The 24,138-nt window shown below is 61.5% G+C and carries 25 protein-coding genes; 18 read left to right on the top strand and 7 right to left on the bottom strand.

All coding sequences use genetic code 11. The features are described 5' to 3' along the window. Window positions 1-13 precede the first annotated feature (13 nt). The 7 genes from ACQZ5N_RS18450 (at window position 14) to ACQZ5N_RS18420 (ending at window position 5,275) form a co-directional block, all read left to right on the top strand. The gene (locus ACQZ5N_RS18450) at window positions 14-1,591 is read left to right on the top strand and encodes a Na+/H+ antiporter subunit D (protein WP_448733723.1); all 1,578 of its coding nucleotides are present in this window, start codon (window positions 14-16) and stop codon (window positions 1,589-1,591) included. Beyond that, window positions 1,588-2,067 carry a Na+/H+ antiporter subunit E gene (locus tag ACQZ5N_RS18445; RefSeq protein ID WP_003522293.1) on the top strand — a complete coding sequence of 160 codons (480 nt, stop codon included), beginning with the start codon at window positions 1,588-1,590 and terminating at the stop codon, window positions 2,065-2,067. Before ACQZ5N_RS18450 ends, ACQZ5N_RS18445 begins: the two co-directional genes overlap by 4 nt. Beyond that, on the top strand, window positions 2,064-2,450 hold the full coding sequence (locus tag ACQZ5N_RS18440; RefSeq protein ID WP_448733722.1) for a cation:proton antiporter: 387 nt from the start codon (window positions 2,064-2,066) through the stop codon (window positions 2,448-2,450). Before ACQZ5N_RS18445 ends, ACQZ5N_RS18440 begins: the two co-directional genes overlap by 4 nt. Next, entirely contained in the window at window positions 2,447-2,779 is a 333-nt protein-coding gene (gene mnhG, locus ACQZ5N_RS18435) for a monovalent cation/H(+) antiporter subunit G (protein ID WP_003522295.1), read from the top strand. The genes ACQZ5N_RS18440 and mnhG overlap by 4 nt, the downstream gene beginning before the upstream one ends. A gap of 433 nt (window positions 2,780-3,212) precedes the next feature. After that, the gene (ros, locus tag ACQZ5N_RS18430; RefSeq protein WP_003509257.1) at window positions 3,213-3,641 is read left to right on the top strand and encodes a MucR family transcriptional regulator Ros; all 429 of its coding nucleotides are present in this window, start codon (window positions 3,213-3,215) and stop codon (window positions 3,639-3,641) included. A gap of 391 nt (window positions 3,642-4,032) precedes the next feature. Beyond that, the gene (locus ACQZ5N_RS18425; protein WP_448733721.1) at window positions 4,033-4,455 is read left to right on the top strand and encodes a helix-turn-helix domain-containing protein; all 423 of its coding nucleotides are present in this window, start codon (window positions 4,033-4,035) and stop codon (window positions 4,453-4,455) included. Further along, window positions 4,448-5,275 (top strand): DUF6456 domain-containing protein, encoded by an 828-nt coding sequence (locus tag ACQZ5N_RS18420; RefSeq protein WP_448733720.1) that lies wholly within the window; start codon window positions 4,448-4,450, stop codon window positions 5,273-5,275. The genes ACQZ5N_RS18425 and ACQZ5N_RS18420 overlap by 8 nt, the downstream gene beginning before the upstream one ends. Window positions 5,276-5,278: 3 nt before the next feature. Here the strand turns inward: ACQZ5N_RS18420 and ACQZ5N_RS18415 are convergent, their stop codons facing one another. Further along, on the bottom strand, window positions 5,279-5,695 hold the full coding sequence (locus ACQZ5N_RS18415; protein ID WP_003522298.1) for a SufE family protein: 417 nt from the start codon (window positions 5,693-5,695) through the stop codon (window positions 5,279-5,281). A 197-nt stretch (window positions 5,696-5,892) separates the two neighbouring features. Then, window positions 5,893-6,318, bottom strand: coding sequence for a DUF5330 domain-containing protein (locus tag ACQZ5N_RS18410; RefSeq protein WP_448733719.1), 426 nt, complete (start codon window positions 6,316-6,318; stop codon window positions 5,893-5,895). 488 nt (window positions 6,319-6,806) lie between these two features. On the opposite strand from ACQZ5N_RS18410, the gene ACQZ5N_RS18405 reads away from it, so the two are divergent. From ACQZ5N_RS18405 to ACQZ5N_RS18395, 3 genes are all read left to right on the top strand, one after another. Then, the gene (locus tag ACQZ5N_RS18405) at window positions 6,807-8,339 is read left to right on the top strand and encodes a sensor histidine kinase (RefSeq protein WP_448733718.1); all 1,533 of its coding nucleotides are present in this window, start codon (window positions 6,807-6,809) and stop codon (window positions 8,337-8,339) included. Further along, entirely contained in the window at window positions 8,311-9,210 is a 900-nt protein-coding gene (locus tag ACQZ5N_RS18400; RefSeq protein WP_448733717.1) for a peptidoglycan-binding domain-containing protein, read from the top strand. Before ACQZ5N_RS18405 ends, ACQZ5N_RS18400 begins: the two co-directional genes overlap by 29 nt. A gap of 263 nt (window positions 9,211-9,473) precedes the next feature. Further along, window positions 9,474-9,827 carry a DUF1491 family protein gene (locus ACQZ5N_RS18395; RefSeq protein WP_448733716.1) on the top strand — a complete coding sequence of 118 codons (354 nt, stop codon included), beginning with the start codon at window positions 9,474-9,476 and terminating at the stop codon, window positions 9,825-9,827. A gap of 55 nt (window positions 9,828-9,882) precedes the next feature. Here ACQZ5N_RS18395 and ACQZ5N_RS18390 read toward each other — a convergent pair whose 3' ends face one another. Continuing rightward, window positions 9,883-10,818: a DUF2336 domain-containing protein gene (locus ACQZ5N_RS18390; RefSeq protein WP_448733738.1), complete on the bottom strand. Its 936-nt coding sequence runs from the start codon at window positions 10,816-10,818 to the stop codon at window positions 9,883-9,885. A gap of 561 nt (window positions 10,819-11,379) precedes the next feature. On the opposite strand from ACQZ5N_RS18390, the gene ACQZ5N_RS18385 reads away from it, so the two are divergent. Further along, window positions 11,380-11,568 carry a hypothetical protein gene (locus ACQZ5N_RS18385; RefSeq protein ID WP_198939066.1) on the top strand — a complete coding sequence of 63 codons (189 nt, stop codon included), beginning with the start codon at window positions 11,380-11,382 and terminating at the stop codon, window positions 11,566-11,568. A gap of 19 nt (window positions 11,569-11,587) precedes the next feature. Here ACQZ5N_RS18385 and ACQZ5N_RS18380 read toward each other — a convergent pair whose 3' ends face one another. After that, a complete protein-coding gene (locus tag ACQZ5N_RS18380; RefSeq protein WP_035261158.1) occupies window positions 11,588-12,136 on the bottom strand; it encodes a DUF1254 domain-containing protein in 549 nt (182 codons plus the stop codon). Then, a complete protein-coding gene (locus ACQZ5N_RS18375) occupies window positions 12,129-12,716 on the bottom strand; it encodes a DUF1214 domain-containing protein (RefSeq protein WP_003522305.1) in 588 nt (195 codons plus the stop codon). The genes ACQZ5N_RS18380 and ACQZ5N_RS18375 overlap by 8 nt, the downstream gene beginning before the upstream one ends. Window positions 12,717-12,827: 111 nt before the next feature. On the opposite strand from ACQZ5N_RS18375, the gene ACQZ5N_RS18370 reads away from it, so the two are divergent. After that, window positions 12,828-14,216 (top strand): M20 family metallopeptidase, encoded by a 1,389-nt coding sequence (locus tag ACQZ5N_RS18370; RefSeq protein WP_448733715.1) that lies wholly within the window; start codon window positions 12,828-12,830, stop codon window positions 14,214-14,216. Here ACQZ5N_RS18370 and ACQZ5N_RS18365 read toward each other — a convergent pair. After that, complete coding sequence (locus ACQZ5N_RS18365) at window positions 14,213-14,821, bottom strand: LysE/ArgO family amino acid transporter (RefSeq protein WP_448733714.1); 609 nt, start codon at window positions 14,819-14,821, stop codon at window positions 14,213-14,215. The two genes, ACQZ5N_RS18370 and ACQZ5N_RS18365, sit on opposite strands and share 4 nt — an antisense overlap. Window positions 14,822-15,192: 371 nt before the next feature. Here ACQZ5N_RS18365 and ACQZ5N_RS18360 point away from each other — a divergent pair, with 371 nt between their 5' ends. After that, window positions 15,193-16,092, top strand: a complete 900-nt coding sequence (locus tag ACQZ5N_RS18360; RefSeq protein ID WP_448733713.1) for a LysR family transcriptional regulator ArgP — start codon at window positions 15,193-15,195, stop codon at window positions 16,090-16,092. Between the two features lie 239 nt (window positions 16,093-16,331). On the opposite strand, the gene ACQZ5N_RS18355 is transcribed toward ACQZ5N_RS18360, so the two are convergent. Then, on the bottom strand, window positions 16,332-18,524 hold the full coding sequence (locus ACQZ5N_RS18355; RefSeq protein WP_065654209.1) for a transglycosylase domain-containing protein: 2,193 nt from the start codon (window positions 18,522-18,524) through the stop codon (window positions 16,332-16,334). 267 nt (window positions 18,525-18,791) lie between these two features. On the opposite strand from ACQZ5N_RS18355, the gene ACQZ5N_RS18350 reads away from it, so the two are divergent. The 5 genes from ACQZ5N_RS18350 (at window position 18,792) to cueR (ending at window position 24,105) form a co-directional block, all read left to right on the top strand. Next, complete coding sequence (locus ACQZ5N_RS18350) at window positions 18,792-19,283, top strand: YcgN family cysteine cluster protein (RefSeq protein WP_003522310.1); 492 nt, start codon at window positions 18,792-18,794, stop codon at window positions 19,281-19,283. 170 nt (window positions 19,284-19,453) lie between these two features. Next, the gene (blaOXA, locus tag ACQZ5N_RS18345) at window positions 19,454-20,278 is read left to right on the top strand and encodes a class D beta-lactamase (protein ID WP_020811374.1); all 825 of its coding nucleotides are present in this window, start codon (window positions 19,454-19,456) and stop codon (window positions 20,276-20,278) included. 41 nt (window positions 20,279-20,319) lie between these two features. Then, window positions 20,320-20,928: a class I SAM-dependent DNA methyltransferase gene (locus tag ACQZ5N_RS18340; protein WP_448733712.1), complete on the top strand. Its 609-nt coding sequence runs from the start codon at window positions 20,320-20,322 to the stop codon at window positions 20,926-20,928. Between the two features lie 175 nt (window positions 20,929-21,103). Then, window positions 21,104-23,686, top strand: a complete 2,583-nt coding sequence (locus ACQZ5N_RS18335) for a heavy metal translocating P-type ATPase (RefSeq protein ID WP_448733711.1) — start codon at window positions 21,104-21,106, stop codon at window positions 23,684-23,686. After that, window positions 23,683-24,105 carry a Cu(I)-responsive transcriptional regulator gene (cueR, locus tag ACQZ5N_RS18330; protein ID WP_142778905.1) on the top strand — a complete coding sequence of 141 codons (423 nt, stop codon included), beginning with the start codon at window positions 23,683-23,685 and terminating at the stop codon, window positions 24,103-24,105. The genes ACQZ5N_RS18335 and cueR overlap by 4 nt, the downstream gene beginning before the upstream one ends. The last annotated feature ends 33 nt before the right edge of the window (window positions 24,106-24,138 follow it).

Here is a 24,138-nt window from a genome sequence, read left to right as displayed (position 1 = left end):
AGGCTGAGACATCATGGCATCCTCCACCACATCCGCAGTCACCGACCTTTCCGCAGCGCTCGTCACGACGCCCGTGCCGCTGTCCGACTGGCTGATCATTCTCCCCATCGCGCTCTGCATTGGTGCAGGCGCGGTGCTGATGATGATGCGCCACGCCATCCGCCACCACGCGACCGTCGCCATCGCGGCGCTGTTCCTGCTGGTGCTGCTCGATGCCGCGCTTTTGTGGAAGGTCGCCACTGATGGCCCCTTCACCATGGTCATGGGCCGCTGGCTGCCGCCCTTCGGCATTGCCTTTACCGCCGACCTGACGGGCGCGCTGCTGTCGCTTGCCGCCGCCATCGTCGCACTTGCGGGCGCCATCCATGCCGGCGCGGATATCGACGCCAGCGGCAGGCGATACGGTTTCTATCCCTTCCTGATGCTCTTGATGGCCGGTGTCACCGGCGCTTTCCTGACCGGCGACATCTTCAACCTCTATGTCTGGTTCGAGGTGCTGCTGATCTCGTCCTTCGGCCTGATCGTGCTCGGCTCGACGCGCGAGCAGATCGACGGCGCGCTGAAATACGCCATTCTGAACCTCATCGGCACAACGCTGTTCCTGATAACTGTGGGTTATCTCTATGCCATCTTCGGCACGCTCAACATGGCCGATATCGCGCAGAAGGCGACCGGGCTGCGCGGTTCGGCGCCGCTGATGACGCTTGCGAGCCTGTTCGCGCTCGCCTTCGCCATGAAGGCCGCCGCCTTCCCGGTGAACTTCTGGCTGCCCGCTTCCTATCACACGCCGCGCATTGTCGTTTCCGCCTTGTTCGGCGGCTTGCTCACCAAGGTCGGCATCTATTCGCTGCTGCGCGTCATGGTCATGCTGTTTCCGGTCGAGCGGGAAGAACTCAGCATCGTCATCGCCATCTCGGCGGCGTTGACCATGGTGCTCGGGGCCATGGGCGCGCTCGCCCAGAACGATATCCGCCGCATGCTCGGCTATATCGTCATATCGGGTATCGGCTACATGATGGCCGGCATCGCCATCGGCACGCCGTCGGGTGTCACTGGCGCCATTTTCTACGCGCTGCATTCCATGGTGCTGATGACGGCGCTTTATCTCGCCGCCGGCCATGCCGCCCGCCTCGGCGGCGGTTTCAGCCTCACCTCGCTCAGAGGCCTTTACCAGCAGGCTCCGTGGTTTTCGGCGCTGGCGCTGGCGCTGTTTTTCGCCGGTTCCGGCCTGCCGCCCTTTTCCGGCTTCTGGCCGAAGGCGGTGCTGGTCAAGTCGGCGATCGATATCGGCGCCTGGTGGCTCGCCGGCGCCATTCTCGCCTCCGGCTTCATCGCCACCATCGCTTTCGGGCGGATATTCCTTTTGTGTTTCTGGCGTCCCGTTGCGGCATCCCCCGGTCAGCCTTCCGTGCCGCAGGCGTCGCCCTCGGCAGCGCCGTCTTTCGCGCCGCTGGTGGGGCTGACGGTGCTGGTGGTATTCTTCGGCCTGTTTCCGGAAAGCCTGCTCAATCTCAGCCAGCAGGCGGCCGCAGGCCTCGCTAATCCGCAGGCCTATATCCAGTCGGTCTTTACCGAAGGGGGCAAACCATGAGCCTCTATCTCGTACAATTGCTTTTCGTTGCCGTATGGCTCGCCGTGACAGGCAGCGTCACGCTCGCGAACATCATTTTCGCCCTTGTCGTTTCGACGCTGGCGCTCGGCATTATCCGCCACCAGCTTCCGGGCGGGCGTAACCACTGGCTCAGGCTTGTCCGGGTGCTGTCGCTGGTGCTGCTGTTCTTCAAGGAGCTGGCACTCTCGGCATGGAAGGTCGCCGTGCTGGTGACCCGGCCGAAGCTCGACGTGCAGCCCGGCATTTTCGCCTATCCGCTGACGGTGACGACGGATTTCGAGATCACGCTGCTCGCCAATCTCATCACGCTCACGCCCGGCACGCTGTCGGTCGATGTTTCGGCGGACAGGAAAACGCTCTACGTGCACGCGATCGATTGCAGCGATATCGAAGCGACGAAAAACGACATCCGCAACGGCTTTGAAAGAAAGATCATGGAGGCGTTTCAGATATGACGCCGGAACAAATAGTTTCATTTGCAACTATACTTGCATCGGTTGTTCTGTCGGCCGCCTTTTTGCTGACAGTATATCGCGTCGTCGTCGGCCCCACCTTGCCGGACCGTATCGTTGCGCTCGACATGCTGGTGGGCATCGCCATCGGCTTTATCGCAGTCATCGCCATCCGCACCGGCTTCAATCTTTACGTCGATATTGCGATTGCGCTCGGGCTGGTCGGTTTTCTGGCAACGGTGGCCTTCGCCCGCTTCGTGCTGTCGCGCGGCCCGGACGGCCGGCGCAGGCCAGCGGCGGTTCTCGATGGCGAAAGGGCATCCGAAGCCATTGAAAAAAATATGGAAAAAGGTATCGCCAACAGAAAAGGAAAGGGCAGGCGATGATGGCTTGGATCGTGGCTATTCTGGTTGCGGCGCTGTTGGTCTCAGGCGCCATTTTCTCGCTGATCGCGGCAATCGGCCTCAATCGGCTGCCGGATGTCTATACCCGCATGCATGCGGCTTCCAAGGCGGGAACGGTGGGGTCCGGCCTGCTGCTTCTGGCTGTCGGCATCCATTCCATGGAAATATCGACGCTGGCGCGGGCGCTCGCCGGTTTCTTCTTCTTTGTGCTTACCGCGCCGGTCTCGGCACATCTTCTTGCCATGGCCGCTCACAAGGCAGGTTATCCGCTTGCCGTTAAATCGGTAGTTGATGACATCAAGAAAATTTGAAGTTGAAAATCCCCCTAATAATTGGGGGTATTCATTTTCAATTACTACTTGGCATAGTATTTTATTACCCGTAATTTTTTGTATTCCGATTAGACTGTTTTGAACTGAAAAATTCACAATAGGAATTTGACTTTTGCTGTTTTGCTGTTATCCAAATTAAGTGTAAAGTTGCTAATCGCGATTTGCATCTAGCCTCTTCATAGTCGGCATAGGCATTTTATTAATGTCTAATCTATGGCCCATCGGACCATTGCTGCCCATGTCGCGGGCCATAAGTTGAATCTCGGACCAATTCGTTTCCGGTTTTCGCTCGAAATCTAGGGGTAGGTTTCATGTTGGTTTCAACAAGGCGAAGGTGGGGCACCGGGTAACTTCACATCGCTCGATGCGGCGTTCGCCCGCGTCAGGGGATCAATAAACAGGAGATACTTAAATGACGGAAACTGCATACGGTAACGCCCAGGATCTGCTGGTCGAACTGACTGCGGATATTGTGGCTGCCTATGTTAGCAACCACGTCGTTCCGGTAACTGAGCTTCCCGGCCTTATTTCGGATGTTCACACGGCACTCAGCGGAACATCGGCACCGGCATCGGTGGCGGTCAATGTCGAAAAGCAGAAGCCTGCCGTCTCCGTCCGCAAGTCGGTTCAGGATGACCACATCGTCTGTTTGGAATGTGGCGGCTCGTTCAAGTCGCTCAAGCGGCATCTCACGACGCATCACAGCATGACGCCGGAAGAATATCGCGAAAAATGGGACCTGCCGGTCGACTATCCGATGGTTGCGCCCGCCTATGCCGAAGCCCGCTCGCGGCTCGCCAAGGAAATGGGTCTCGGTCAGCGCCGCAAGGCCAGCCGTTGATTTTAAAGACGGTCCGGCTGCTGTCCTGACAGATAGCCGGAAGTCGCAAGGCAATACGGCCGGTCCTTTGACCGGCCGATTTCGTTTCTGGGGTTCGAAGACCTCACCTCCGTCTTGCCGGCCCATATCCGGCATCCAGCTACGGCGCGTCTGCGCCGTGAGAGGGGTCTTTCGCGATCGAGAACTGGATCGCACCAGACCCGGGAGCCGTTCCCTCGACCGACTTTTGTGTCGCGCAAAATTTCGATTGAGGAAAAAAATCCTTTATCGCGCACATCAATTCTGTAAAAATAAAGCCGTATCAACCGCATAGTCTTCCTTGTCAAATTCGCACTTCCCCATGCTTGCTCTCAGGTGTATGAATTAATTCCTATTCGTAGAGGAGTTGCATATGCCGTCGGATACTGTGTTTCTGCCTGCCGCCGCGCGGCCTTGCGTGCGGGTCGGTGATCGTCCCTTTCGTCATTGGCCGTCTGCGGCCGGGCGGGATGAGATTTCCCGTCTTTGCCGTCTGGTACGGCAGCTCACCGGCGAGATGGTGCAATTGACGGGCGACCGAACGCTGGCGCGCCGCGACAGCCGGCGCACGGAATGCCACATCCGCCAGATCGCCATGTATGTGTGCCATGTGCAGCTCGGCATTCCCATGTCGGATATCGGGCCGTGTTTCGGCCGAGACAGGACGACGGTGGGCCATGCCTGCCAGGTGGTGGAGGACCGGCGTGACGAACCGGCATTCGATGAGTTCGTCGCCGCGCTCGAGCGGCTCACCGGCAGTATCTTCAACGCGATGAAAGGCGCCCGGGATGAGTGAGGAAAAAAGCATCCCGGTTGCCTCCCCGAACCCTCATCTCCTGCGGCTGCTGCGCTGCATCGCCGCGGGCGCGGCCGAGATGTCGCAGGAGGGCGGGGATATCGTCCTGCGCCGGGCGCGGGCAGGCCACACGGCGCTGCGGTTTCCGGCCGCGACGGTGCGGTTTGCCATTTCCTCCGGGCTGGTCGAGCAGCGGGACAACACCCTTTCCGCCGCACCGCCGCTCGCCTCCTGCCTGAAACGTGCAATGGCAAAAGACCGGGACGAGGTTTTTCAGGAACAGCACCGGCATATGCAGACGGTTGTTGTGGATGTCGGCGATGCGAAGCAGCAGGCCCGGCGCAATCTCAACACCTCTCCCCTGACCAGCCTTGCAAGGTTGAAGGAACGGGACGGTGCGGCGTTTTTCCCGGCGGATGCTCTGGAGGCGGGCGAGCGCCTCGCCGCCGATTTTCATCGCGGTCACCTCAACCCGAAGGTTACGGCGACATGGGAGCCGAGAATAGCGAACCGCACAAAAGGCGAGGCGGGAGGCGCGCTCGATCTCACCGAGGCGGCAATGGCCGCAAGAACGCGGTTTTCCCGCGCGGCCGATGCGATGGGGCCTGAACTGTCGGGCGTCGCCATCGATATCTGCTGCTTCGAAAAGGGGCTGGAGACGGTGGAGCGCGAAAGGCAATGGCCGGCGCGGTCGGCAAAACTGCTGCTGCGCGCCGCACTGCTGGCGCTTGCCCGCCATTATGCGCCGCCTGCGGCCCGCGCCGGCAGAAAGGAACACCATTGGGGCGATGCAGATTATCGCCCGTCGATGGCGAGGTGAAGGTCAGGCGGCCAGCAGCCGGGCTTCCTCGCGGATGCGCTTGATCATGGAGCGCAGGCCGTTAGCGCGCTGCGACGACAGATGTTCCACCAGCCCGATCCTGTCGAATACCTCAATGGCGTCGAGACCGGCGATTTCGGAGGCTCTCTTGCCGGAATAGACGGCGAGCACGATGGCGACGAGGCCGCGCACGATATGTGCATCCGAATCGCCTTCGAAGGTCAGGAGAGGGTCTTCCGCACCATTGCTGTGGCTGACGAGCCAGACCTGGCTTGCACAGCCATGCACCTTGTTCTCGGCCGTGCGCTTGTCTTCCGGCAGATCGGGAAGCGCCTTGCCGAGTTCGATGACATAACGATAACGATCCTCCCAGTCATCGAGGAAGGCGAAGTCGTCAAGGATCGTTTCGAGAGAGGCCATTTGCGCGCCGTATCATCCATTATTGCAGGTCTTTGTTAGGATATAGGCGAAGTGCGGCCGGTTTTGAACCATGGCCCATGAAAAAGCCCACGGAAAACAGGTTTCCGTGGGCAAGTCAGGCAGGCAATCGGCAGCCGGATATTTTCGGCTGCAAAAGAGTGGCGGCGCGGTGGCCGGCAAGGACCAGGGCAACAGTATCAGGGGGCCGGGCGCTTCTGCGGCAGGGGAATGACGGTGCCGGTCTTCAGCATGTCGGCATCCTTCGGAAATTCGACGCTGACGACCGGTGCTTCGGCCAGTTTTTCGGTCTCGGCCGCGAGTTCAGCGGCGGGGGCGGGCTTGTCACCGGAAGAAAGCTGCTTGTCCAGCAGTTCATAGGCCACCTTTGCGCCTTCCTTTGCCCGCTCGCCGAGCGCATGGAAGGTTTCGGCGCCCTTGACGCAGACATCGGGCTTTTCGATGCAGATGGCGCTGACATAACGATAGGCTTCACCGGCGGCCGAAACGGCGCTGGGAATATCGAAGGCCGAAGGTTCCTTGGCCGGATCGTTGCTGCTGCCGAAATAGGACAGCGCCACCAGCACCAGCGAAAACCAGAATGTTCCCTTGATCAGAAACCACATTGTCAGACTACCCTGCCAGATGATCTTTGTTTTCTAAAGCCCCGCCCGGTTTCGGGTCATCGGCCTTTGTCCCGTTTTTCGGGCTTGTGAAGAAGCTACACGCGACCGGCGAACAGCCGATTGCAAAAAGCGGCGCAATTTAATTCAAATTGTATCTATTCTCCTCGTATCGGGACGCCTGCCATCAATTCATTCGCATTTTAACAGTCCATGTTAAGCATAATTGCGACAGAGGCCGCGCGTTCCGGGCGAAAGCGGCGCAAAGCTTTGCCACAAAAGTTAACGCGATGGCAAAAATGAAGCGAAATCCGTCGCTTACCCGTCATTAACCATGATTGGCAAAGCTTCGAAGAAATGCCCCGTAATGGGACTGCGAGGCATTTGACGGGCCTTTGAGGCCATTCTTTTTATCCATTCCTTAAGCCGCCGCCTTCTATTGTCGGAGCCGTTAGAACCGCCTCAGGGATTCGGTGTTGGTATTGCGTAATATGAGAGAAAAAGCGGTCGCATTGGTCGACCATGCCGCAGGCAGATGGCTTGCGCGCATGGAAGAGGACGCCGAAAGGCGCGCCGGAACCGTTGCGCGCCTGCGCCGGCTGATCGCCTTCAGCGCCGTCGGACTTCTGGTGGTACCAGCCCTCTTCAGCCTCGTTTTCGGCCCCGCCATCGCGCTGCCCATCGGCGCTGCCCTGGTGCTGGCGCTGTTTCTGGCCGCTGCGGCATTGCTGATTGCCTTTTCGCGTCCCGCGCGCGGTGCGTCCTCCTTTTCCGCCTTGTCTGGCGATAACGACCTGATCGCCGCTACGCAGGTGCCGGGCCTCGTGCTCATGATCGGTGATACTGGCTTCGTCGAACACGTCTCCGGCCGCGATCTTACGACCTTCCCGGCCGATCTGCAGGCCAGCAAGGACCATGCCCTCGTTGAATATGTCTATGTCTCGGACCGTATCGAATTGATGCAGGCTTTCGACCTGCTGCGGCAGGGCGAGGACAGGGCAACCGCCGAACTCCGCTTCGAGACCGGTGCAAAGTCGCGTCAGGCACAGTTCATGCATGCGCGTATCGAGATGACGGCAATCCGCAGCGCCAGCGGCCGGCTACGCCGCATCGTCGCCCAGCTTTCCGATGTCACCGAGATGGAACGCCTGCGCCGCGATGTCGCCCGCAAGGCGGCGGAGGCGGAATCGGCCAATGACGCCAAGTCGCGTTTCCTTGCCGCCGTCAGCCACGAGTTGCGCACGCCGCTCAACGCCGTCCTCGGTTTTTCCGATATTCTGGCCGGCGAATATTTCGGCCGGCTGGAGAACGACCGCCAGCGGGAATATGTCGGCCTGATCCGCCAGTCCGGCGCCCATCTTCTCTCTGTCGTCAACACCATGCTCGATATGAGCAAGCTGGAGGCCGGCCGTTACGAGCTGATGATGGAAAGCTTCCCGATTGCCGAAACCATCTCGTCCTGCGAGGCCATGCTCGGCCTGCAGGCGAAGGAAAAAGGCCTGACTTTGACCAGCCGCATCCAGCGCGGTATCGGCGAAATCTCGGCCGATCAGCGCGCTATCCGGCAGGTTCTGATCAATCTTGCCGGCAACGCCATAAAATTCACCGATGCCGGTGGTGTGGTGTCGATCGACGCCGCGCGTGAGGGCGCGATGTTGAAGCTGACGGTGAGCGATACCGGCATTGGCATCGCTTCCGACAAGATCGAACTCCTGGGCCAGCCTTTCATGCAGGTTCAGAATGAATATACCCGTCGCTATGAGGGCACGGGTCTGGGATTGTCCCTGGTCAAGGGGCTTGTGGCACTGCATGGCGGCACTTTCGCCATCGCCAGCAAGCCCGGCGAGGGAACGGTCGTAACGATCACCCTGCCTGCCGACGGTTCGGGCATGGCGGGTGGCGGCGAAAGCGCCGAAGCCGAAAGCATGGTGGAATTTCCGCCGCGCATCCGGCAGCTCGGCGATATGGCCGCAATGATGAAAAAGGATGGTGACGATGGCCCCGCGAAAGCGAAAATCGCCTAAGAAAACAACGGCCCAGATTGGCGCCGGGATTGTTTCCTTGGTGGTTTCGGCCATCGGGCGCGAAATCCTGCGCCATCCGAAACTGGTCGGCAGTTGCGGCGCCTTCGCGGTCGTCTTCGGTTTTGTGGCCGCCAATGCGCTCTGGTATCAGCCGGGTGTGCACCCGTCGCCTTTCCTGCGCACGCGCGATGCGGAAAACCCGAACGGCATTGCCGGTTATCGTCCGGCCGAGCCGCTCGGCACGCAGGGCAACGTCACCACCTTCCGCATAGAACGACCGGCGGAGACGCAAAACGCGCAGCAGCCGGCGGACGAAACGCCGGCGCAGCCCGTTGCCGAAAACCAGAAGCCGCAGCAGATCGTTGCCGATATTCAGGCTGAACTGAAGAAACGCGGGCTTTACGAAGGCGAGGCGGATGGCCGCATGGGCCCACGCACCGCAGCCGCCATCATGTTCTTCGAAGAAACGCTCGGCATGGAACAGACCGGTGAGCCGACGACCCGCGTGCTGGCGGCGCTCAGGATAGATGGCGCGACGGTTGCCGCAATCCCCAGGGACCGGCCTGCCGATACCAGCGGCGGCGTCGAGATCGACCCGGTCGCAGCCGCCATCCGCAAGGCGGAAGCGCCGCGCCCGAAGGCCGAACCGGCCTCCCTCAACAGCGCGGCCAAACCGGCAAGCCGCGATCTGATCGCCAAGATCCAGCAGGGGCTGATCAATATCGCCTATGCGGACGTGAAGGTGGACGGCGTGGCCGGCCAGCAGACCCGCAACGCCATCCGCGCGTTTGAGAAACACTATCGCCTGCCGGAAACCGGTGAGCCGAGCGAGGTTGTGTTGAAGAAGTTGAAGTCGATCGGGGCGCTTTAGATTTTGACAGCGGCTGAGGTGCGTGGGGCTTACCCCCCTCTGCCCTGCCGGGCATCTCCCCCTCAAGGGGGGAGATCGATCTGTGGCAAGGTCTCGCCCATCACAACGTTTGAGAATGAAGCCGCGAAAGAGCCTCTTGCCGATCTCCCCCCTTGAGGGGGAGATGCCCGGCAGGGCAGAGGGGGGTAAAGCCCCAAGCACCTTCGCCCGCCCAAAACCAACATTGCGAAGCCCACCCCACCGTTTCCATCGAAAGCACCCCCATGCGCCTCAAGTCCGAAATGTTCGTCTCAGCCCTCATCCGCCGCGTTTTCGCCGCCGGCGGATTTGCCGCTGTCGAAAAGAAGGGGGCGGAGGAGGCGGGGGCGATTTTCATTCGTCAGCGCCTGCGCGATGACCGCGAAAATCTCTATGGACCCGCGCCGCAGAGCTTTGCCGATGACGAGGACATCCGCGCCGAGCGCCGTTTCGAAACGCGCCTCGCCGGTGCGGATGGCGAGGAAAGCGCCGCTCTTCTTGAGAGGGAACGACGCTTCGACAGCGACCTGTGGGTGGTGGAGATCGAAACCGATGAGATCGGGACGCTGCTGACGCTGGTGGATCAGCCCAAGGCCTAGAATTGTCCGGCAATGGCCCGCTTCTTCAACCCGTGAAGATGCAAGGCCAGCCCACTTACCCTTGCGTCCCGGTTCTCCGCGCAGCCGGTGCGCTGCGGTCCGGCCGTTCGCGGCCATGCGTATAGCTGTCGGCCCGCCGCCAGCTCTCCAGCCGCTCTTCGCATTCCACGATGTCGAGACGGTCGAGCAGGGCTTCGGCACGGCTCATATCGCCTTCGGCGGCGGAAAGATGCGGATAAAAGCATTGCAGCACGAAAGCCGCTTCGGAAAATTCCATGCCAAGGCCGGTCAGCGTCGTTGCCAGCTGTGCGCCTGATATATCGAGCATGATGCGCTCCGACAGCCAGTAGCTGGAGGAGAGAGAATCCGCCAGCGCCACCGCGAATTGCCGGGCATTGCGCTCGCGGGCGAAACGCACCAGCAGCGCTTCCTGCACCTCGCTCAACCGGCGAAGGCCGAGAACGTCGCTTTCCGGGCGGTTCAGGTGATGCGCCATCTGCTTGATTCGCTGGCGCATTTCCTCTTCGAGCGCGGAAGCGGCGGCGATGTTGTCCGTCTTTTCTTCCGCTTTCGGCTCTTCAGGGCTTTCCGCCGCTTGCGGTTCGGTAGCCGTCGTCTCTCCATCCGGCCGCTTCAGATCTTCGGCGTGACGCAGCCCGACAAGCGCATCGATGACGGTGGGGGAGAGGTCCTCGCGGCGCACGATGGCGCGCGCATGCGCCGCCCCTTGCGTGCGGGCAATGGTGATCAGCGTGTCGTCATCGAGGCATTTGGAGGAGATGAGGAAGGGCGCCGCAAGCGAAATCGGCTGGCAGGCGATGAAGAAGGCGACAGCCGAAGGCACGCTCGGATGCTGGGAGAGCGCGGCAATGGCCTCCCGCTTGGCTTCGTCGGTGGAGGCGTTGAAAAGCGGCATGAAAAGTTCGGCGAACTGCCGAAGGTCCGTTTTTGACGGATGGGAGACATTCTCGAAATTCGTCACGGTGGCCATCAGCACCACATCTTTCTTCCTCACGGCTCTTGGCCTCTCAAGTTCTCGAAACCGGTCGGTCAACGCACTACCCAACAAACGCAAACACAATATCGGCTCAAATTAGAGCAAATGCGTTGACGTCCTGTTAACTATGGGGGGTGGCAAGAGAGAATCCGCCTCTATCAACAAGGAAATTTTAAAACCTTGATGACGGACGAAAAGCCGTGGAACTTTACCGCATCGCCTTTGTTTTCAAGGGGTGCGGCTCCGGCCGGAATAAGTTGCGGTCCGGCAATTAAGGTTAACGGATCATTAACCTCTGTCTGTTTGTAATTTCATGGGCAGTATTAGGATTCCATGTTATTCTTATCGACGGAATAAATGCAAAAATGGCATGCGAAGCCTGAATCTGCGCACGATCCCCTTATAAGAATCGCTTTGGATTTTTGGATCGTGCGAAAACCAGTCTGTGGACTGGCCTATGCGCAATGTGATGGTGATGAAATTCCCGACGCAAGACGAGGCTTGCGCGGTTCCCATGGGCAACATTGACAATCATGTCCCGAAGAGGAGATGAGCATGGCAGAGATTATTCCAATCGGCGACGCCCGACGAAGCCTGCGCCCCGCCGGCGCGGTGGCAACGATGATCGGCCCGGCGAAAGTCGTGCTGTTTACCGGCGTGCGTTATGAAAAACGCGATACCGAGCCGACCGGCAAAGTCGCGCGCAAGGGCAAATCCGCAGCGGAAACCGCCCTCAAATCCTGACTAAAGAGAATAACCGACGTTATTTCCACGCCGTCGGCTGGCATTTCGCCTCGTTCAGGAACCGTTCCGCCTCTTCGCCGAAACTCGGCTGCGGCACCATGGTCCGCAACACAACATATCCTTCCGTCTGATCCGATTCCGCCAGAATGGCCTGCGAAAGCGCGGGTGGCTGCGCCTTGCGGATGGCGGCGATCTGCACCGCATCCGCCACCAGAATATCCATCACCCCGCCGGCGGATGTGCGGTCATTCATGCTGAACACCTCATTCGACGCCTTGTCGTAAACCGCGACCGACCAGAAGGGCACGGCCCCGATGGCGGTGAGCCTGACCGGCTTGTCCTCGATATCGAAGGTGCAGACCGCGACCCGCATGAAGGGATCGCCGCTGCCAAGCGTCTTTTTCTCCGTCGTCTCTTCGAGCAGATGAAACTGATGCGGCTTTCCTTCCGCCACCGCGCGCGTATAGGCGTCGCGATTGCTGAAATGCGGTATCGCCAGAAGAATGATGACATGCAGCACGGCTGCGCCGACGAGACCGGTGAGGATGGCGAGCAGGACCCTAAGCATTGCCACACCCCAGCTTGCGAATTTGCGGCATGGAGATATCGATCAGGCCGGAACTGCCCGCGACGGGCGTGTCGAGCAGGGTCATGACCAGCCTGAAGGTCTGGCCCTGCGGCACCGACAGCCAATTATAGGTCTGGGCGTCAGCGGCGATGGTGATATCGATGCCGCCATCGGCGCTGCGCAAAAGCGTGCGGGAATTCAGCGCGAAGGGCCGCCCCGCATCCTCCGCCAGCACATTGCCCTGCTGGTCGGCGGTGTAAATCGTCCAGAAACGTGCAGGCGGCACGGCGCCGGCCAGCCGGTAGCGGCATTCGCCGCTCAGGCGTTGTCCATCGCTGTCGACGGAGGCGGTAAAAGCCAGCCCTTCCGCGGTTCCGTAAAGCAGCTTGCCGGCGTCGGCGCGGTGCGATTTGGCGTAAGGATCGGCCTCGATCGTCTGCGCTTCGGGAAAGGCATCCCAGGAGCCGATGCGGATCGATCCAAAGCCGGATGTCGCCTCAAGGGCTGCCAGCGTCGCGGCAATACCGCCGCCAAAGGCGATCAGAAGGGCGATGCCGACAAGGAATGGAACTCGGAACACGCTGTTTTCCCGTTTATGAACAGGTCGAGGACTATCACTGATTCCCTGTTTGGAAAATGGCGCGGCTTGTTTACTCTCCGTGAAAATGATCACAACCGGGGATATTCCATCATGTCGCGACAATCCGCAATCGACCGTGCCGCCGCCTGTTTCGACGATGGCAGCTTCGAGCGGGATTTGTCGCGACGCGTTTTGCGACGGACCGAAAGCCAGAATGAGGAGCAGGGCGAGGAGCTGACGCTTTATCTGGAACAGGAAATGCTGCCCGCTTTCGCCGCCATGGGTTTCTCCTGCACCATCCTGCGTGACCCGACGGCGGATTTGCCGTTTCTGATCGCCGAGCGTTTCGAAGGCGACACGCTGCCGACCGTGCTGGGATACGGCCACGGGGATGTGGTGCGCGGTCAGGACGAGGGCTGGGCCGAGGGGCTTTCGCCCTTTGTGATGTCTGAGCGCAATGGCAGGTGGTATGGGCGCGGCACCGCCGATAACAAGGGGCAGCATTCGGTCAATATGGCGGCGTTGAAGGCCGTGCTCGAGACACGCGGCAGGCTTGGTTTCAACGCCAAATATCTGATCGAGATGGGCGAGGAGAGGGGCTCCCCCGGCCTGAGGGAGATTTGCCGGAACCATGGCGAGCGGTTGAAGGCCGATCTTCTGGTCGCCTCCGACGGCCCGCGCCTGAATGCGGAACGGCCGACGGTTTTTCTCGGCGCGCGCGGCGGCATCACCTTCGATCTGGTGATCGAGGCGCGTGAGGGCGGCCATCATTCCGGCAATTGGGGCGGCGCGCTCTCCAATCCCGGCGTGCAGCTGGCCCATGCCGTCGCAAGTCTCGTCGGCCCGACCGGCCAGATCCGCGTGCCGGAACTGGTGCCGGAGGAATTGCCGAAAGCGGTGCGTGAGGCCCTTGCCGATTGTGAAATCGATGGCGGGCCGGACGGCCCGAAGATCGATCGGGACTGGGGCGAGCCCGGCCTTTCCACCGCCGAGCGGGTTTTCGGCTGGTGCGCGCTGGAAGTGCTGGCTTTCGAGACCGGCAATCCGCGTGCGCCGGTCAACGCCATTCCGCCACGGGCATGGGCGCGGCTGCAATTGCGCTTCGTCGTCGGTATCGATCCGCAAGCGGTTTTGCCCGCCGTGCGGCGTCATCTCGACCGGCAGGGTTTCGCCATGGTGGAAATCGCGCCTGCCGGCGACGAGATTTTCCGCGCCACCCGGCTCGATCCGCAGGATCCATGGGTGGATTTCACGCTGCGCTCCATTGCTCGCACGACGGGCAGAAAACCGGCGCTTCTGCCCAATCTCGGCGGTTCGCTGCCCAACGATATCTTTGCCGATATCCTCAAACTGCGCACCATCTGGGTGCCGCATTCCTATCCCGGCTGCTCGCAGCATGCGCCGAACGAACATTTGCCGAAGGAGATCGCCCGCGAGGCGCTTACCCTTATGGCCGGGCTCTATTGGGATATCGGAGAGGGAGATACGCCGCCGCTTTAGGCGCCCATGATGAGCTTGAAGGCGATGGCCCACATGGTGACGGCGATGACGCCTTCGAGAATGCGCCAGGCGGAGGGTTTTTCGAAGATCGGCCGCAGCCAGCGCGCGCCGTAACCCAGTGAAAAGAAGAACACCAGCGAGCCGGTGGCCGCGCCCGCCGCGAAGGTTTTTTCGAAGCCGGGAAACTGCGTGGAAATGGTGCCGAGCAGCACGACGGTATCGAGATAGACATGCGGATTGAGAAAGGTCAGCGCAAGGCAGATGGCCAGCGTCTGCCACAGGCTTGCCTCCTGCCGCTCCGCCACCGAAAGCGCCTCGGAGGAGCGCAGCGCCGAATGCAGGCTTTTGGCGCTATACCAGATGAGGAAGGCGGCCCCCGCATAACGCATGATGGGATCGAGCGCCGGCATGATGGCGCTGATCCGCTGAAAACCGAAAACCCCGACGGTAATCAACAGCGCATCGGCAATGGCGCAGGTGGCGCAGACGGCAAACACATGCGAACGCGCCAGCCCCTGCTTCAGAACGAAGGCATTCTGCGCGCCGATGGCGACGATGAGGCTGAGGCCCATCGTCAGGCCGGTGAAGAAGATCTGGATGTCCATGCGTGTCGCGGCCCCTGCCTGTGTCCATTGTGGAATGGCCGAAGGCGTTGCTTCCGGACCGAGTGCTTGGATATTTCCGTCAGATAGTTTAATCCAGTTAAATAAACTCAATCTGGATAAGCTGAGCTAATGGCGCGCTCCTCTCTTCAACCTCTCGATTTTCCGCAACGTTGCCATTTCTCTACCCTCATTCCTGTGCTCGTCACAGGAATCCAGCCAGCCCAAGTCCTTGGGCTGAAAAGACTCTTCCGCCGCACAGACGTGCGTCGACTGGATTCCTGTGACAAGCACAGGAATGAGGGAAGGAGAGGCCGTCGCCCATGGCTTCCAGGGCCCTCCCGCCACCGTCAAACCCTGCATGAGGTGCCGTAATGCTCGACTATCCCTCCATGCGGGCCGTGGCGCTCGTGGCCCAGGCCGGCAGTTTCGAAAAGGCGGCGCAGGTGCTGTGCGTCACGCCGTCGGCCGTCTCCCAGCGCATCAAGCAACTGGAGGAGCGGCTGGGCGTGGTGCTGATCGTGCGCGGCAACCCCTGCGTGGCAACGGAAAAGGGCGAATGGCTGTGCCGTCACATGGATCATGTCGGCATGCTGGAAAGCGAATTGTTCCGACAGCTTCCGGCGCTGGCGGAAGCGGGCGCAGGGCAGGAGCGCGTGACGCTCAACATCGCCACCAATGCCGATAGTCTCGGCACATGGTTTCTGGATGCGGTTTCGAAATTCACCGGCGGCAGCGACTATCTCGTCAATATCGCGGTGGACGATCAGGATCACACGGTGGAATGGCTGCGCGGCGGCAGAGTGCTTGCCGCCGTCACCGCCCATGCCAAGTCGGTGCAGGGCTGCCGGGTCCTGCCCCTCGGCGTGTTGCGCTATCATGCCACTGCCAGCCCGGATTTCATGGCCCGCCATTTCGCCGGGGGCGTCACGCCCGCCGCCCTTGCGCGCGCGCCGGGGCTCACCTTCAACCAGAAGGACAGGCTGCAGACGAGCTGGGTCAGGAAGGTGCTGGGCGAGGATATCGCCTATCCCACCCATTGGCTGCCCTCGACCGACGGTTTCGTGAAGGCGAGCCTTTCCGGCATGGGCTGGGGGCTCAACCCGGTGCAGCTTGTGGGAGATCACCTCAAGACGGGCAGGCTGGTGGAGGTCGTTCCCGGCACGCCGCTCGATATTCCGCTTTACTGGCAAGTCAACCGGCTCGCGGCGGAGCGGCTGGGGGTGTTGACGTCGCATGTGGTGGAGACGGCGAGGGGGGTGTTGTTACGCTAAGTTGAGGATCTGGAGAAACGGCGGCGGCGGAGTGCGTGGCTTACCCCCCTCTGCCCTGCCGGGCATCTCCCCCTCAAGGGGGGAGATCGATCTGCGGCGAAGTTTCGCCCATCTCAAGGTTAGAGAATGAAGTGGCGGGAGGGCCACCAGCGGATCTCCCCCCTTGAGGGGGAGATGCCCGGCAGGGCAGAGGGGGGGTGAGCCCCGAACTCCGAACGCACCCTTTATCCGCCGCAACCTCACCGCCGCGCCGCATCCTCCGCGCCCTCGCGCAAGGACGCATCCGCCACCTTCTGCGTCGTCACACTCAAGGCCGAAGCGTCCTTCATCTTCTTGGCGATGGAGCGGATCACACGCGTTGCCTCGGCCGAAAGCGAGCGCGGGCGGGTGAGCGCCGGCAAAGCGGGGGTGCTGGTGGCTGCGGCCGCCACTTCCGCAGAAGGCTGCGGGCGCGCGCCTGTCGGCAGCGGGTTCTGGATGCCGGGAATGGGGCGCAGTTCCATGCCCTGATGGGCGTAGTCCATCAGCCGCTTGAAGGCCATGGCCGGAAGCGCGCCGCCGGTCATGTTGTTCATCGGCGTGAAATCGTCGTTCCCGAACCAGACGGCCGTGGTGTAATTGCCGGTGAAACCCACATACCACGCATCGCGATAGGCCTGCGAGGTGCCGGTCTTGCCGCCGGAAACGATGCCGTTATCCAGCGCGCCGCGCCGGGCCGTGCCCATGACCGGGATGGTCACCAGCATCTGGTTCATCTTCGAATTGGCGTCTTCGGAAAGCACCCGTTTGGCGGGCGCTTCGTTGTGGCTGAAATCGTAGAGAACATTGCCCTCGTAATCCAGCACCTGCTCGATGCCGTGGCGGCGCGACTGCATGCCGTCGGCCGGGAAAACGGCGTAGGCGGTGGCCTGATCGAGCACCGTTACTTCCGATGTGCCGAGCGGAATGGTCTTGTCGCTGCGCAGCGGCGTGGCGACACCCATGGCCTTGGCGGTATCGACGATGACCTGCGTGCCGAGCACGTCCTTGGCAAGACGCACGGGCACGGTGTTGTAGGATTTGGCGAGCGCCATCTGCAGCGTCACCTTGCCGGCATAGGAGCGGCCGTAATTCTGCGGCGACCAGCCGCGCCAGGTCACCGGCGCGTCGGAGATCAGCGTCTCCGGCTTCATGCCCTTTTCCATGGCGGCCGAGTAGGTATAGACCTTGAAGGAGGAGCCCGGCTGGCGCAGCGCCGCCGTGGCGCGGTTGAACTGGCTTTCGCCATAGTCGCGCCCGCCGACCATGGCGCGCACGCCGCCGCCGTTCTCGATCATCACCATCGCGCCCTGCTTGACGCGGTAACCTTCGCCGAATTCGCGCAGGCCCATTTCCATCGCCTGTTCGGCCGCCTGCTGCAGACCGGTATCGATGGTGGTACGCACGACGACGGTGTGGTCCTTGAACTTGCCCTCGGCGGCCAGCCGCTGCACTTCATCGAAAGCCCAGTCGAGGAAATAATCCGGCGCCTTCACATCGGCGCGGTCGATGACGGTGGCCGGGTTGCGCCGCGCGCCGATGACCTGACCCTCGGTCATCAACCCGCTCTGCACTAGGTTGGAAAGCACGGTGTTGGCGCGGGCGCGGGCTGCCGGCAGGTTGACATGCGGCGCATATTTGGCCGGCGCCTTGAACAGGCCGGCCAGAATGGCGGATTCCGCCAGCGTCACATCGGTCAGGTTCTTGCCGAAATAAAATTGCGCCGCCGCCGCCGCCCCGAAGGTGCCGCCGCCCATATAGGCGCGGTCGAGATAAAGGCTGAGGATTTCCTTCTTCGACATGTTCGTCTCGAGCCACAGCGCGAGGAAGGCTTCCTTGATCTTGCGCTCCAGCGAGCGCTCATTGGTGAGGAACAGGTTCTTGGCGAGCTGCTGCGTCAGCGTCGAGCCGCCCTGCACCACGCCGCCGGCGCGGGCGTTTTCGCTCATGGCGCGGGCAAGGCCGATGAAATCGATGCCGAAATGGTCGAAGAAACGCCGGTCTTCGGTCGCCAGCACCGCCTTGATGAAATGATCCGGCATCTGGTCGATCGGAACGGAATCCTCATGAATGATGCCGCGATGGCCGATGGTATTGCCGTAGCGATCGAGGAAGGTGACGGCGAAATCGCCGCGATAACGCCAGTCCTTCTTGGTTTCCTCGAAGGCGGGCATGGCGAGCGCCAGAAGCACGACGGAACCCGCCGTTCCGAAGGTCAGCGCGTCGCAGGTCAGGTTGACGAGAAGCTTCTTCCAGCCGCGCACATGCAGCTTGCGGGAGGCGATGGTGACGTCTTCCCAGAAATCCACCAGCCTTGCCGCAGCCGTCCACAGGCCGGAGTCGATGAAGCTATCGATCCGGAGCAGGATGTGCCGTTTTTTACGGCCTTTTTTATCGTCTTTTTCTTCCTGCACCTGGCGATGTTTTCCTGTTCAACGCAACGCTGCCATCGATATGTCTGCCTGATATTCTACGCTTCAACCCATTCCCGACGCAAAACCGTGGCATGGTTATGTCGGAAGTGCTTGACGCGGCGGCCTTTCGCGGGCCAATGACCCCTCTGCCGCCTGCCAATATGCTAAAATATCGTACAAACCAGCCCTTGGCGATACGATATAAAGGATTAGGGACCGGTTAAACACTCCCGTCCAAGAGATCAAAATGAAACGGAAATGTTAACGATGAATGACGCGCCGTTCTGGAAAACCAAATCGCTGACCGAGATGACCGGCGAGGAATGGGAAAGCCTGTGCGACGGCTGCGGCCTGTGCTGTCTGAACAAGCTGGAGGACTGGGACACCGGCGAAGTGGTGTTCACCTCGGTTCGCTGTGTGCTGCTCGACGGCGAGAGCTGTCGATGCTCCGATTACGAAAACCGCCGCGCCACCGTGCCGGACTGTATTCAGCTCGACCTGAAGAAGGTGCATGAGATCGGCTGGCTGCCGCCCACCTGCGCCTATGCGCTGGTGCGTGACGGCAAGGATCTCTACTGGTGGCACTATCTCGTTTCCGGCGATACGGAAACGGTGCATCAGGCCGGCATTTCCGCCCGCGGCCGCACCGTCAGCGAGGCCGATGTGGATGTTGACGACTTCGAGGATTATGTGGTCGACTGGCCCCTGACAGTGGGTGAGACGGTTGGCGAGAGGGCGGGCGAAAAGGAACGGACGTGACGGAAACCGTCGATTTTCGTTTTGGTCCTATTCCTGCCTCATCGTTCCCTTAAGGCAGTGTCGCCCGAAAGCGTGTCACGGTTTCGGGGTACGACTTGTCTGAAATCAAAGACAGCTTCCGGCCATTCCGGCAAATGATCCGCAAAAGCGGACGAGGGACATCAAAACGCATGCGCTACCGGCTGCCCGCCATCGTTCTTTCATGCCTCGCCCTTCCGGGGCTCCTGCCGTTTTCCGCTGACGCCCAGCAACAGCCCCAGGCCTTCGAATGCACGCTGGTCACCTCCATCGAGACCGGCGCCATCATCAATCAGCAGGGCGCCTGCGACCAGCGCGTGGCGCCGGCCTCCACCTTCAAGGTGCCGCTGGCGCTGATCGGTTACGACGCCGGTATTCTTCAGGATGAAAAAACGCCCGCCTGGGACTGGAAACCCGGCACGGAGGCGCGCGCCTCCGACCGCAAGACGGTCGATCCCTCGATATGGGAGCAGGATTCGGTGCTGTGGTATTCGCGTGAAATCACCCGCCGCCTCGGCCCGGAAAAATTCGCCGCCTATGTGAAGCGCCTCGGCTACGGCAATGCCGATGTTTCCGGCGAGCCGGGCAAGAACAACGGCCTGACCCATTCCTGGCTCGGATCGTCGCTGACGGTTTCGCCGGTGGAACAGGTCGGCTTTCTCCGCCGCCTTCTGGCCGGCAATCTGCCGGTCTCGCGCGATGCGCAGGCCAAGACCAGGGCAATCGTGCCGGTCTTCGATGCGCCGGAAAGCTGGAGCGTGCATGGCAAGACCGGCACCGGCTACATGCGCGACGAAAAGGGCAATCCCGACCGCAACCGCCCCTTCGGCTGGTTCGTCGGCTGGGCGGAGCGCGAAGGCCAGCACATCGTCTTCGCGAGACTGCGCGTTTCCGACAAACCGTCCGACGAGCCGCTCGGCCCCGCCGTGCGCGATGCCTTCCTGCGCGATATTCCCCGGCTGGCCGTGCATCGGTAAGTGCGCAGCCGGCATGACCTTTGCCCGAAAAGGAAAAGCATATGCCGGATGCCTCTCGTGACGTCATCACGATCTACAATGAACACGGGGCCGATTTCGACAGGCAGCGTGGACGCTCCCTTGCCGAAAAAACCTGGCTCGACAGGTTCATCTCGCTCTTGCCGAAGGGCGCGTCCATTCTCGATATTGGCTGCGGTTCCGGTGAGCCGATCGCCGGCTACTTCATCGCCAGCGGTTATGACGTCACGGGCATCGATGCGTCCCTGCCGCTGGTCGAGCTTTGCCGGAAGAGATTTCCCGGGAACCTCTGGGCGGTTGCGGATATGCGAAAGCTGGCCCTCGGCCGCCGCTTCGACGGGTTGATCGCGTGGCACAGTTTTTTCCATCTGACGGTGGAGGATCAGCGCCGCATGTTCGGCATTTTCCACCAGCATGCCAATGACGGCGCGGCGTTGATGTTCACGGCCGGACCGGATCACGGGGAAGCGATCGGCACCTTTCAGGGCCGGCCGCTTTATCATGCGAGCCTCGCACGCGATGAATATGAAAGCCTGCTCGCCGCGCACGGTTTCCGGCTTCTCGATCATGTCGTCAACGATCCCGAATGCGGCGGCGCCACGGTTTATCTGGCGAGACGTGCCGCCCTCTGAACGCGCCTGGCAGGCCTCGCCCGGTAGCGGTCCACAGATCGTATGATCGCGGCGGACGTCATATTTTTGCAGCGGGGGGCTGCACTCACGATTGTGTGTTCAACAAAAAGTTTCCGCTTCCCTTGACCTTCCCATCATGGGAATCTCTACATAGGGTCTCGAAAGGGGATTTCCCATGAACGAGACAGTCAAACACGCCCATCGACATGAACCGGTTTCCATTCCCGTGGAAGGCATGACCTGCGCTTCCTGCGTGCGCCGGGTGGAAACGGCCGCGGCCAAGGTGCCGGGTGTCATGTCGAGTTCCGTGAACTTCGCCACGAAGAAGCTCACGGTCGAGCCGGCCGAGGGTTTTTCGGCCAGAACGCTTGGCGCCGCCATCAAGAAGGTCGGTTACGATATCGCGCCTGAGCGTCACGAATTTGCGGTGGAAGGCTTGCGGGGCGAGGCTGAGGCCGAGCGGCTGAAGGCCGTTCTGGAAGCGGTCGCCACCACAATCGCGGTCAAGGTCGATGCGGCCTCCGGCAAGGCCTCCGTGGAAACGATTGGCGGCCGGCGTGAACGGGATGCGCTTGTGGAAACGGCAAAGCTCGCCGGGTTCGCGCTGAAGACGCCGGCGCCGCACGACCATTCAGCCCACAACGGTCACGGCCAGCACCACGGACATCATCAGGGCCACGGCCAGATGGCGGCGGGCGAGGCCGGCGGCCACGACCATATGCAGCATGCGGGCGAAGAGGGCGCGCTGAAGCGCGACCTGACGATTGCCGCGATCCTGACCGCGCCGCTTTTCGTGCTGGAAATGGGTGGGCATCTCTATGAGCCGATGCATCACTGGCTGATGGGCATCATCGAGACGCAGAACCTCTATTACATCTATTTCGCGCTGGCGACGGCGGTGATTTTCGGACCGGGTCTGCGTTTCCTGAAGACCGGTTTCCCCGCGCTCCTGCGCGGTGCGCCGGAAATGAACTCGCTGGTGGCGCTGGGCGTCACCGCCGCCTATCTCTATTCGGTCGTCGTCACCTTCGCGCCCGACCTGCTGCCGGAAGAGGCGCAGTTTGTCTATTACGAAGCGGCCACCGTCATTGTGACGCTGATCCTGACCGGGCGGCTTCTGGAGGCCCGCGCCAGCGGCCGCACCGGGGACGCCATCCGTAAACTGATGAGCCTGCAGGCAAAGACCGCCCGGGTGGAGCGCGATGGTACCACCATCGATATTTCCCCTGAGGACCTGATGGCCGGCGATATCGTCGTCATCCGTCCCGGCGAAAGGCTGGCGGTGGATGGCGAAGTCGTCGAGGGCTCGTCCTATGTCGATGAATCGATGATATCGGGCGAACCCGTGCCGGTGGAAAAGACGGTCGGCGCAACGGTTGTCGGCGGCACCATCAACAAGACAGGTGCCTTCAAGTTCAAGGCGACCAAGGTGGGCGCCGACACCATGCTGTCGCAGATCATCCGCATGGTTGAGGAGGCGCAAGGGTCCAAGCTGCCGATTCAGCTGCTGGTGGACCGCGTCACCGCGCTGTTCGTGCCCGTTGTCATAGCAATCGCTGTCCTGACCTTCATCGTCTGGGCGATCTTCGGTCCCGAGCCTGCCTATACTTTCGCGCTGGTCAATGCCGTGGCGGTGCTCATCATTGCGTGCCCCTGCGCCATGGGTCTCGCCACACCCACCTCGATCATGGTCGGCACCGGCCGGGCGGCGGAACTGGGCGTGCTGTTCCGCAAGGGACAGGCGCTGCAGGAACTGCGCTCGGCTGAGATCGTCGTGGTCGACAAGACCGGCACTGTCACCAAGGGCCGCCCGGAACTGACCGATCTGGTGGTTGCGGAAGGCTTCGCCGACAACGAGGTGCTGGCGCTGGTCGCCGCCGTCGAGGGCCGCTCGGAACATCCGATTGCCGAAGCCATCGTCCGGGCCGCAGAAGAAAAGAATGTGGCGACCCCGGAGGGACTCGAACCCGCCACCGTCGAAAACTTCGAAAGCGTGACGGGTTACGGCATCGCCGCCACCGTCAATGGTCGCAGGGTCGAAGTCGGCGCGGATCGTTACATGGCCAAACTCGGCCATTCCGTGGATATCTTCGCTGAGGCCGCCGCAAGGCTGGGTGATGAGGGCAAGACGCCGCTTTATGCCGCCATCGACGGCAGGCTGGCGGCTGCGATTGCGGTTGCCGATCCGCTGAAACCCTCGAGTGTCACTGCGATCAAAGCATTGCAGGCGATGGGCATCGAAGTGGCGATGGTGACGGGCGACAATGAACGCACGGCGAATGCAATCGCCCGGCAGGTCGGCATTTCCCGCGTGGTGGCCGAAGTGCTGCCCGAAGGCAAGGTGAAGGCGATCCACGAGATGCGCGCAGGCGGCAAGGTGCTGGCCTTCGTGGGCGACGGCATCAACGATGCGCCGGCGCTCGCCGAGGCCGATATCGGCATCGCCGTCGGCACGGGAACGGATGTCGCCATCGAAAGCGCCGATGTTGTGCTGGTCGGCGGCGATCTTCTCGGTGCGGTCAACGCCATCGAGATGAGCCGGGCGACCATTCGCAACATCAAGGAAAACCTGTTCTGGGCTTTCGGTTATAATGCGGCGCTGATACCGGTTGCGGCGGGCGTGCTTTATCCGGCCTTCGGCATCACGCTGTCGCCGATGATCGGCGCGGGCGCCATGGCGCTGTCCAGCGTCTTCGTTCTCGCCAATGCGCTGCGGTTGAAACGGGCGAAGGTGGCCCATCGGGAGGTGACGTCATGAATATCGGCCAGGCATCGGAAGCATCGGGCGTTTCCGCCAAGATGATCCGTTATTACGAGCAGATCGGCCTCATCACCCCGGCCGCCCGCACCGGCAATAATTACCGGGTCTATGGCGAGCAGGACGTGCATAATCTGCGCTTCATCAAGCGGGCGCGCACACTCGGTTTCTCGCTCGAAGAAACCGAGACGCTGCTGAAACTCTGGCAGGACAAGAGCCGCGAGAGTTCGGCGGTGAAGGAGATTGCGCTCGTCCACATCGCCGATCTCGAGCAGAAGATCGCCGAGATGAAGAGCATGGTGAAGACGCTCTCCCATCTCGCCCATTGCTGCGGCGGCGACCACCGGCCCGACTGCCCCATCCTCGACGATCTCGCGGGCGCGGATAAGACCGACGCCAGACCCGCGCGAACCCACTGACCTTTAATGACAGCCGGTGCGAGAACATCGCGA

The sequence above is a fragment of the Agrobacterium sp. 22-221-1 genome, assembly GCF_053522445.1.
The sequence above is the reverse complement of the archived record's forward strand: the minus strand, read 5'-3'. Positions and strand labels throughout refer to the sequence as shown.

Bases quoted from the DNA above. Each gene is read 5' to 3' on its own strand.
- ACQZ5N_RS18385 (WP_198939066.1), top strand. From the start codon at position 11,380: ATGGCAGAGATTATTCCAATCGGCGACGCCCGACGAAGCCTGCGCCCC.
- cueR (WP_142778905.1), top strand. From the start codon at position 23,683: ATGAATATCGGCCAGGCATCGGAAGCATCGGGCGTTTCCGCCAAGATG.
- ACQZ5N_RS18390 (WP_448733738.1), bottom strand. From the start codon at position 10,818: ATGGCCACCGTGACGAATTTCGAGAATGTCTCCCATCCGTCAAAAACG.
- ros (WP_003509257.1), top strand. From the start codon at position 3,213: ATGACGGAAACTGCATACGGTAACGCCCAGGATCTGCTGGTCGAACTG.
- ACQZ5N_RS18420 (WP_448733720.1), top strand. From the start codon at position 4,448: ATGAGTGAGGAAAAAAGCATCCCGGTTGCCTCCCCGAACCCTCATCTC.
- ACQZ5N_RS18410 (WP_448733719.1), bottom strand. From the start codon at position 6,318: ATGTGGTTTCTGATCAAGGGAACATTCTGGTTTTCGCTGGTGCTGGTG.
- ACQZ5N_RS18380 (WP_035261158.1), bottom strand. From the start codon at position 12,136: ATGCTTAGGGTCCTGCTCGCCATCCTCACCGGTCTCGTCGGCGCAGCC.
- ACQZ5N_RS18365 (WP_448733714.1), bottom strand. From the start codon at position 14,821: ATGGACATCCAGATCTTCTTCACCGGCCTGACGATGGGCCTCAGCCTC.
- ACQZ5N_RS18360 (WP_448733713.1), top strand. From the start codon at position 15,193: ATGCTCGACTATCCCTCCATGCGGGCCGTGGCGCTCGTGGCCCAGGCC.
- ACQZ5N_RS18335 (WP_448733711.1), top strand. From the start codon at position 21,104: ATGAACGAGACAGTCAAACACGCCCATCGACATGAACCGGTTTCCATT.
- ACQZ5N_RS18445 (WP_003522293.1), top strand. From the start codon at position 1,588: ATGAGCCTCTATCTCGTACAATTGCTTTTCGTTGCCGTATGGCTCGCC.
- ACQZ5N_RS18370 (WP_448733715.1), top strand. From the start codon at position 12,828: ATGTCGCGACAATCCGCAATCGACCGTGCCGCCGCCTGTTTCGACGAT.
- ACQZ5N_RS18425 (WP_448733721.1), top strand. From the start codon at position 4,033: ATGCCGTCGGATACTGTGTTTCTGCCTGCCGCCGCGCGGCCTTGCGTG.
- ACQZ5N_RS18415 (WP_003522298.1), bottom strand. From the start codon at position 5,695: ATGGCCTCTCTCGAAACGATCCTTGACGACTTCGCCTTCCTCGATGAC.
- ACQZ5N_RS18340 (WP_448733712.1), top strand. From the start codon at position 20,320: ATGCCGGATGCCTCTCGTGACGTCATCACGATCTACAATGAACACGGG.
- ACQZ5N_RS18450 (WP_448733723.1), top strand. From the start codon at position 14: ATGGCATCCTCCACCACATCCGCAGTCACCGACCTTTCCGCAGCGCTC.
- ACQZ5N_RS18405 (WP_448733718.1), top strand. From the start codon at position 6,807: ATGAGAGAAAAAGCGGTCGCATTGGTCGACCATGCCGCAGGCAGATGG.
- ACQZ5N_RS18350 (WP_003522310.1), top strand. From the start codon at position 18,792: ATGAATGACGCGCCGTTCTGGAAAACCAAATCGCTGACCGAGATGACC.
- ACQZ5N_RS18395 (WP_448733716.1), top strand. From the start codon at position 9,474: ATGCGCCTCAAGTCCGAAATGTTCGTCTCAGCCCTCATCCGCCGCGTT.
- mnhG (WP_003522295.1), top strand. From the start codon at position 2,447: ATGATGGCTTGGATCGTGGCTATTCTGGTTGCGGCGCTGTTGGTCTCA.
- blaOXA (WP_020811374.1), top strand. From the start codon at position 19,454: ATGCGCTACCGGCTGCCCGCCATCGTTCTTTCATGCCTCGCCCTTCCG.
- ACQZ5N_RS18440 (WP_448733722.1), top strand. From the start codon at position 2,064: ATGACGCCGGAACAAATAGTTTCATTTGCAACTATACTTGCATCGGTT.
- ACQZ5N_RS18400 (WP_448733717.1), top strand. From the start codon at position 8,311: ATGGCCCCGCGAAAGCGAAAATCGCCTAAGAAAACAACGGCCCAGATT.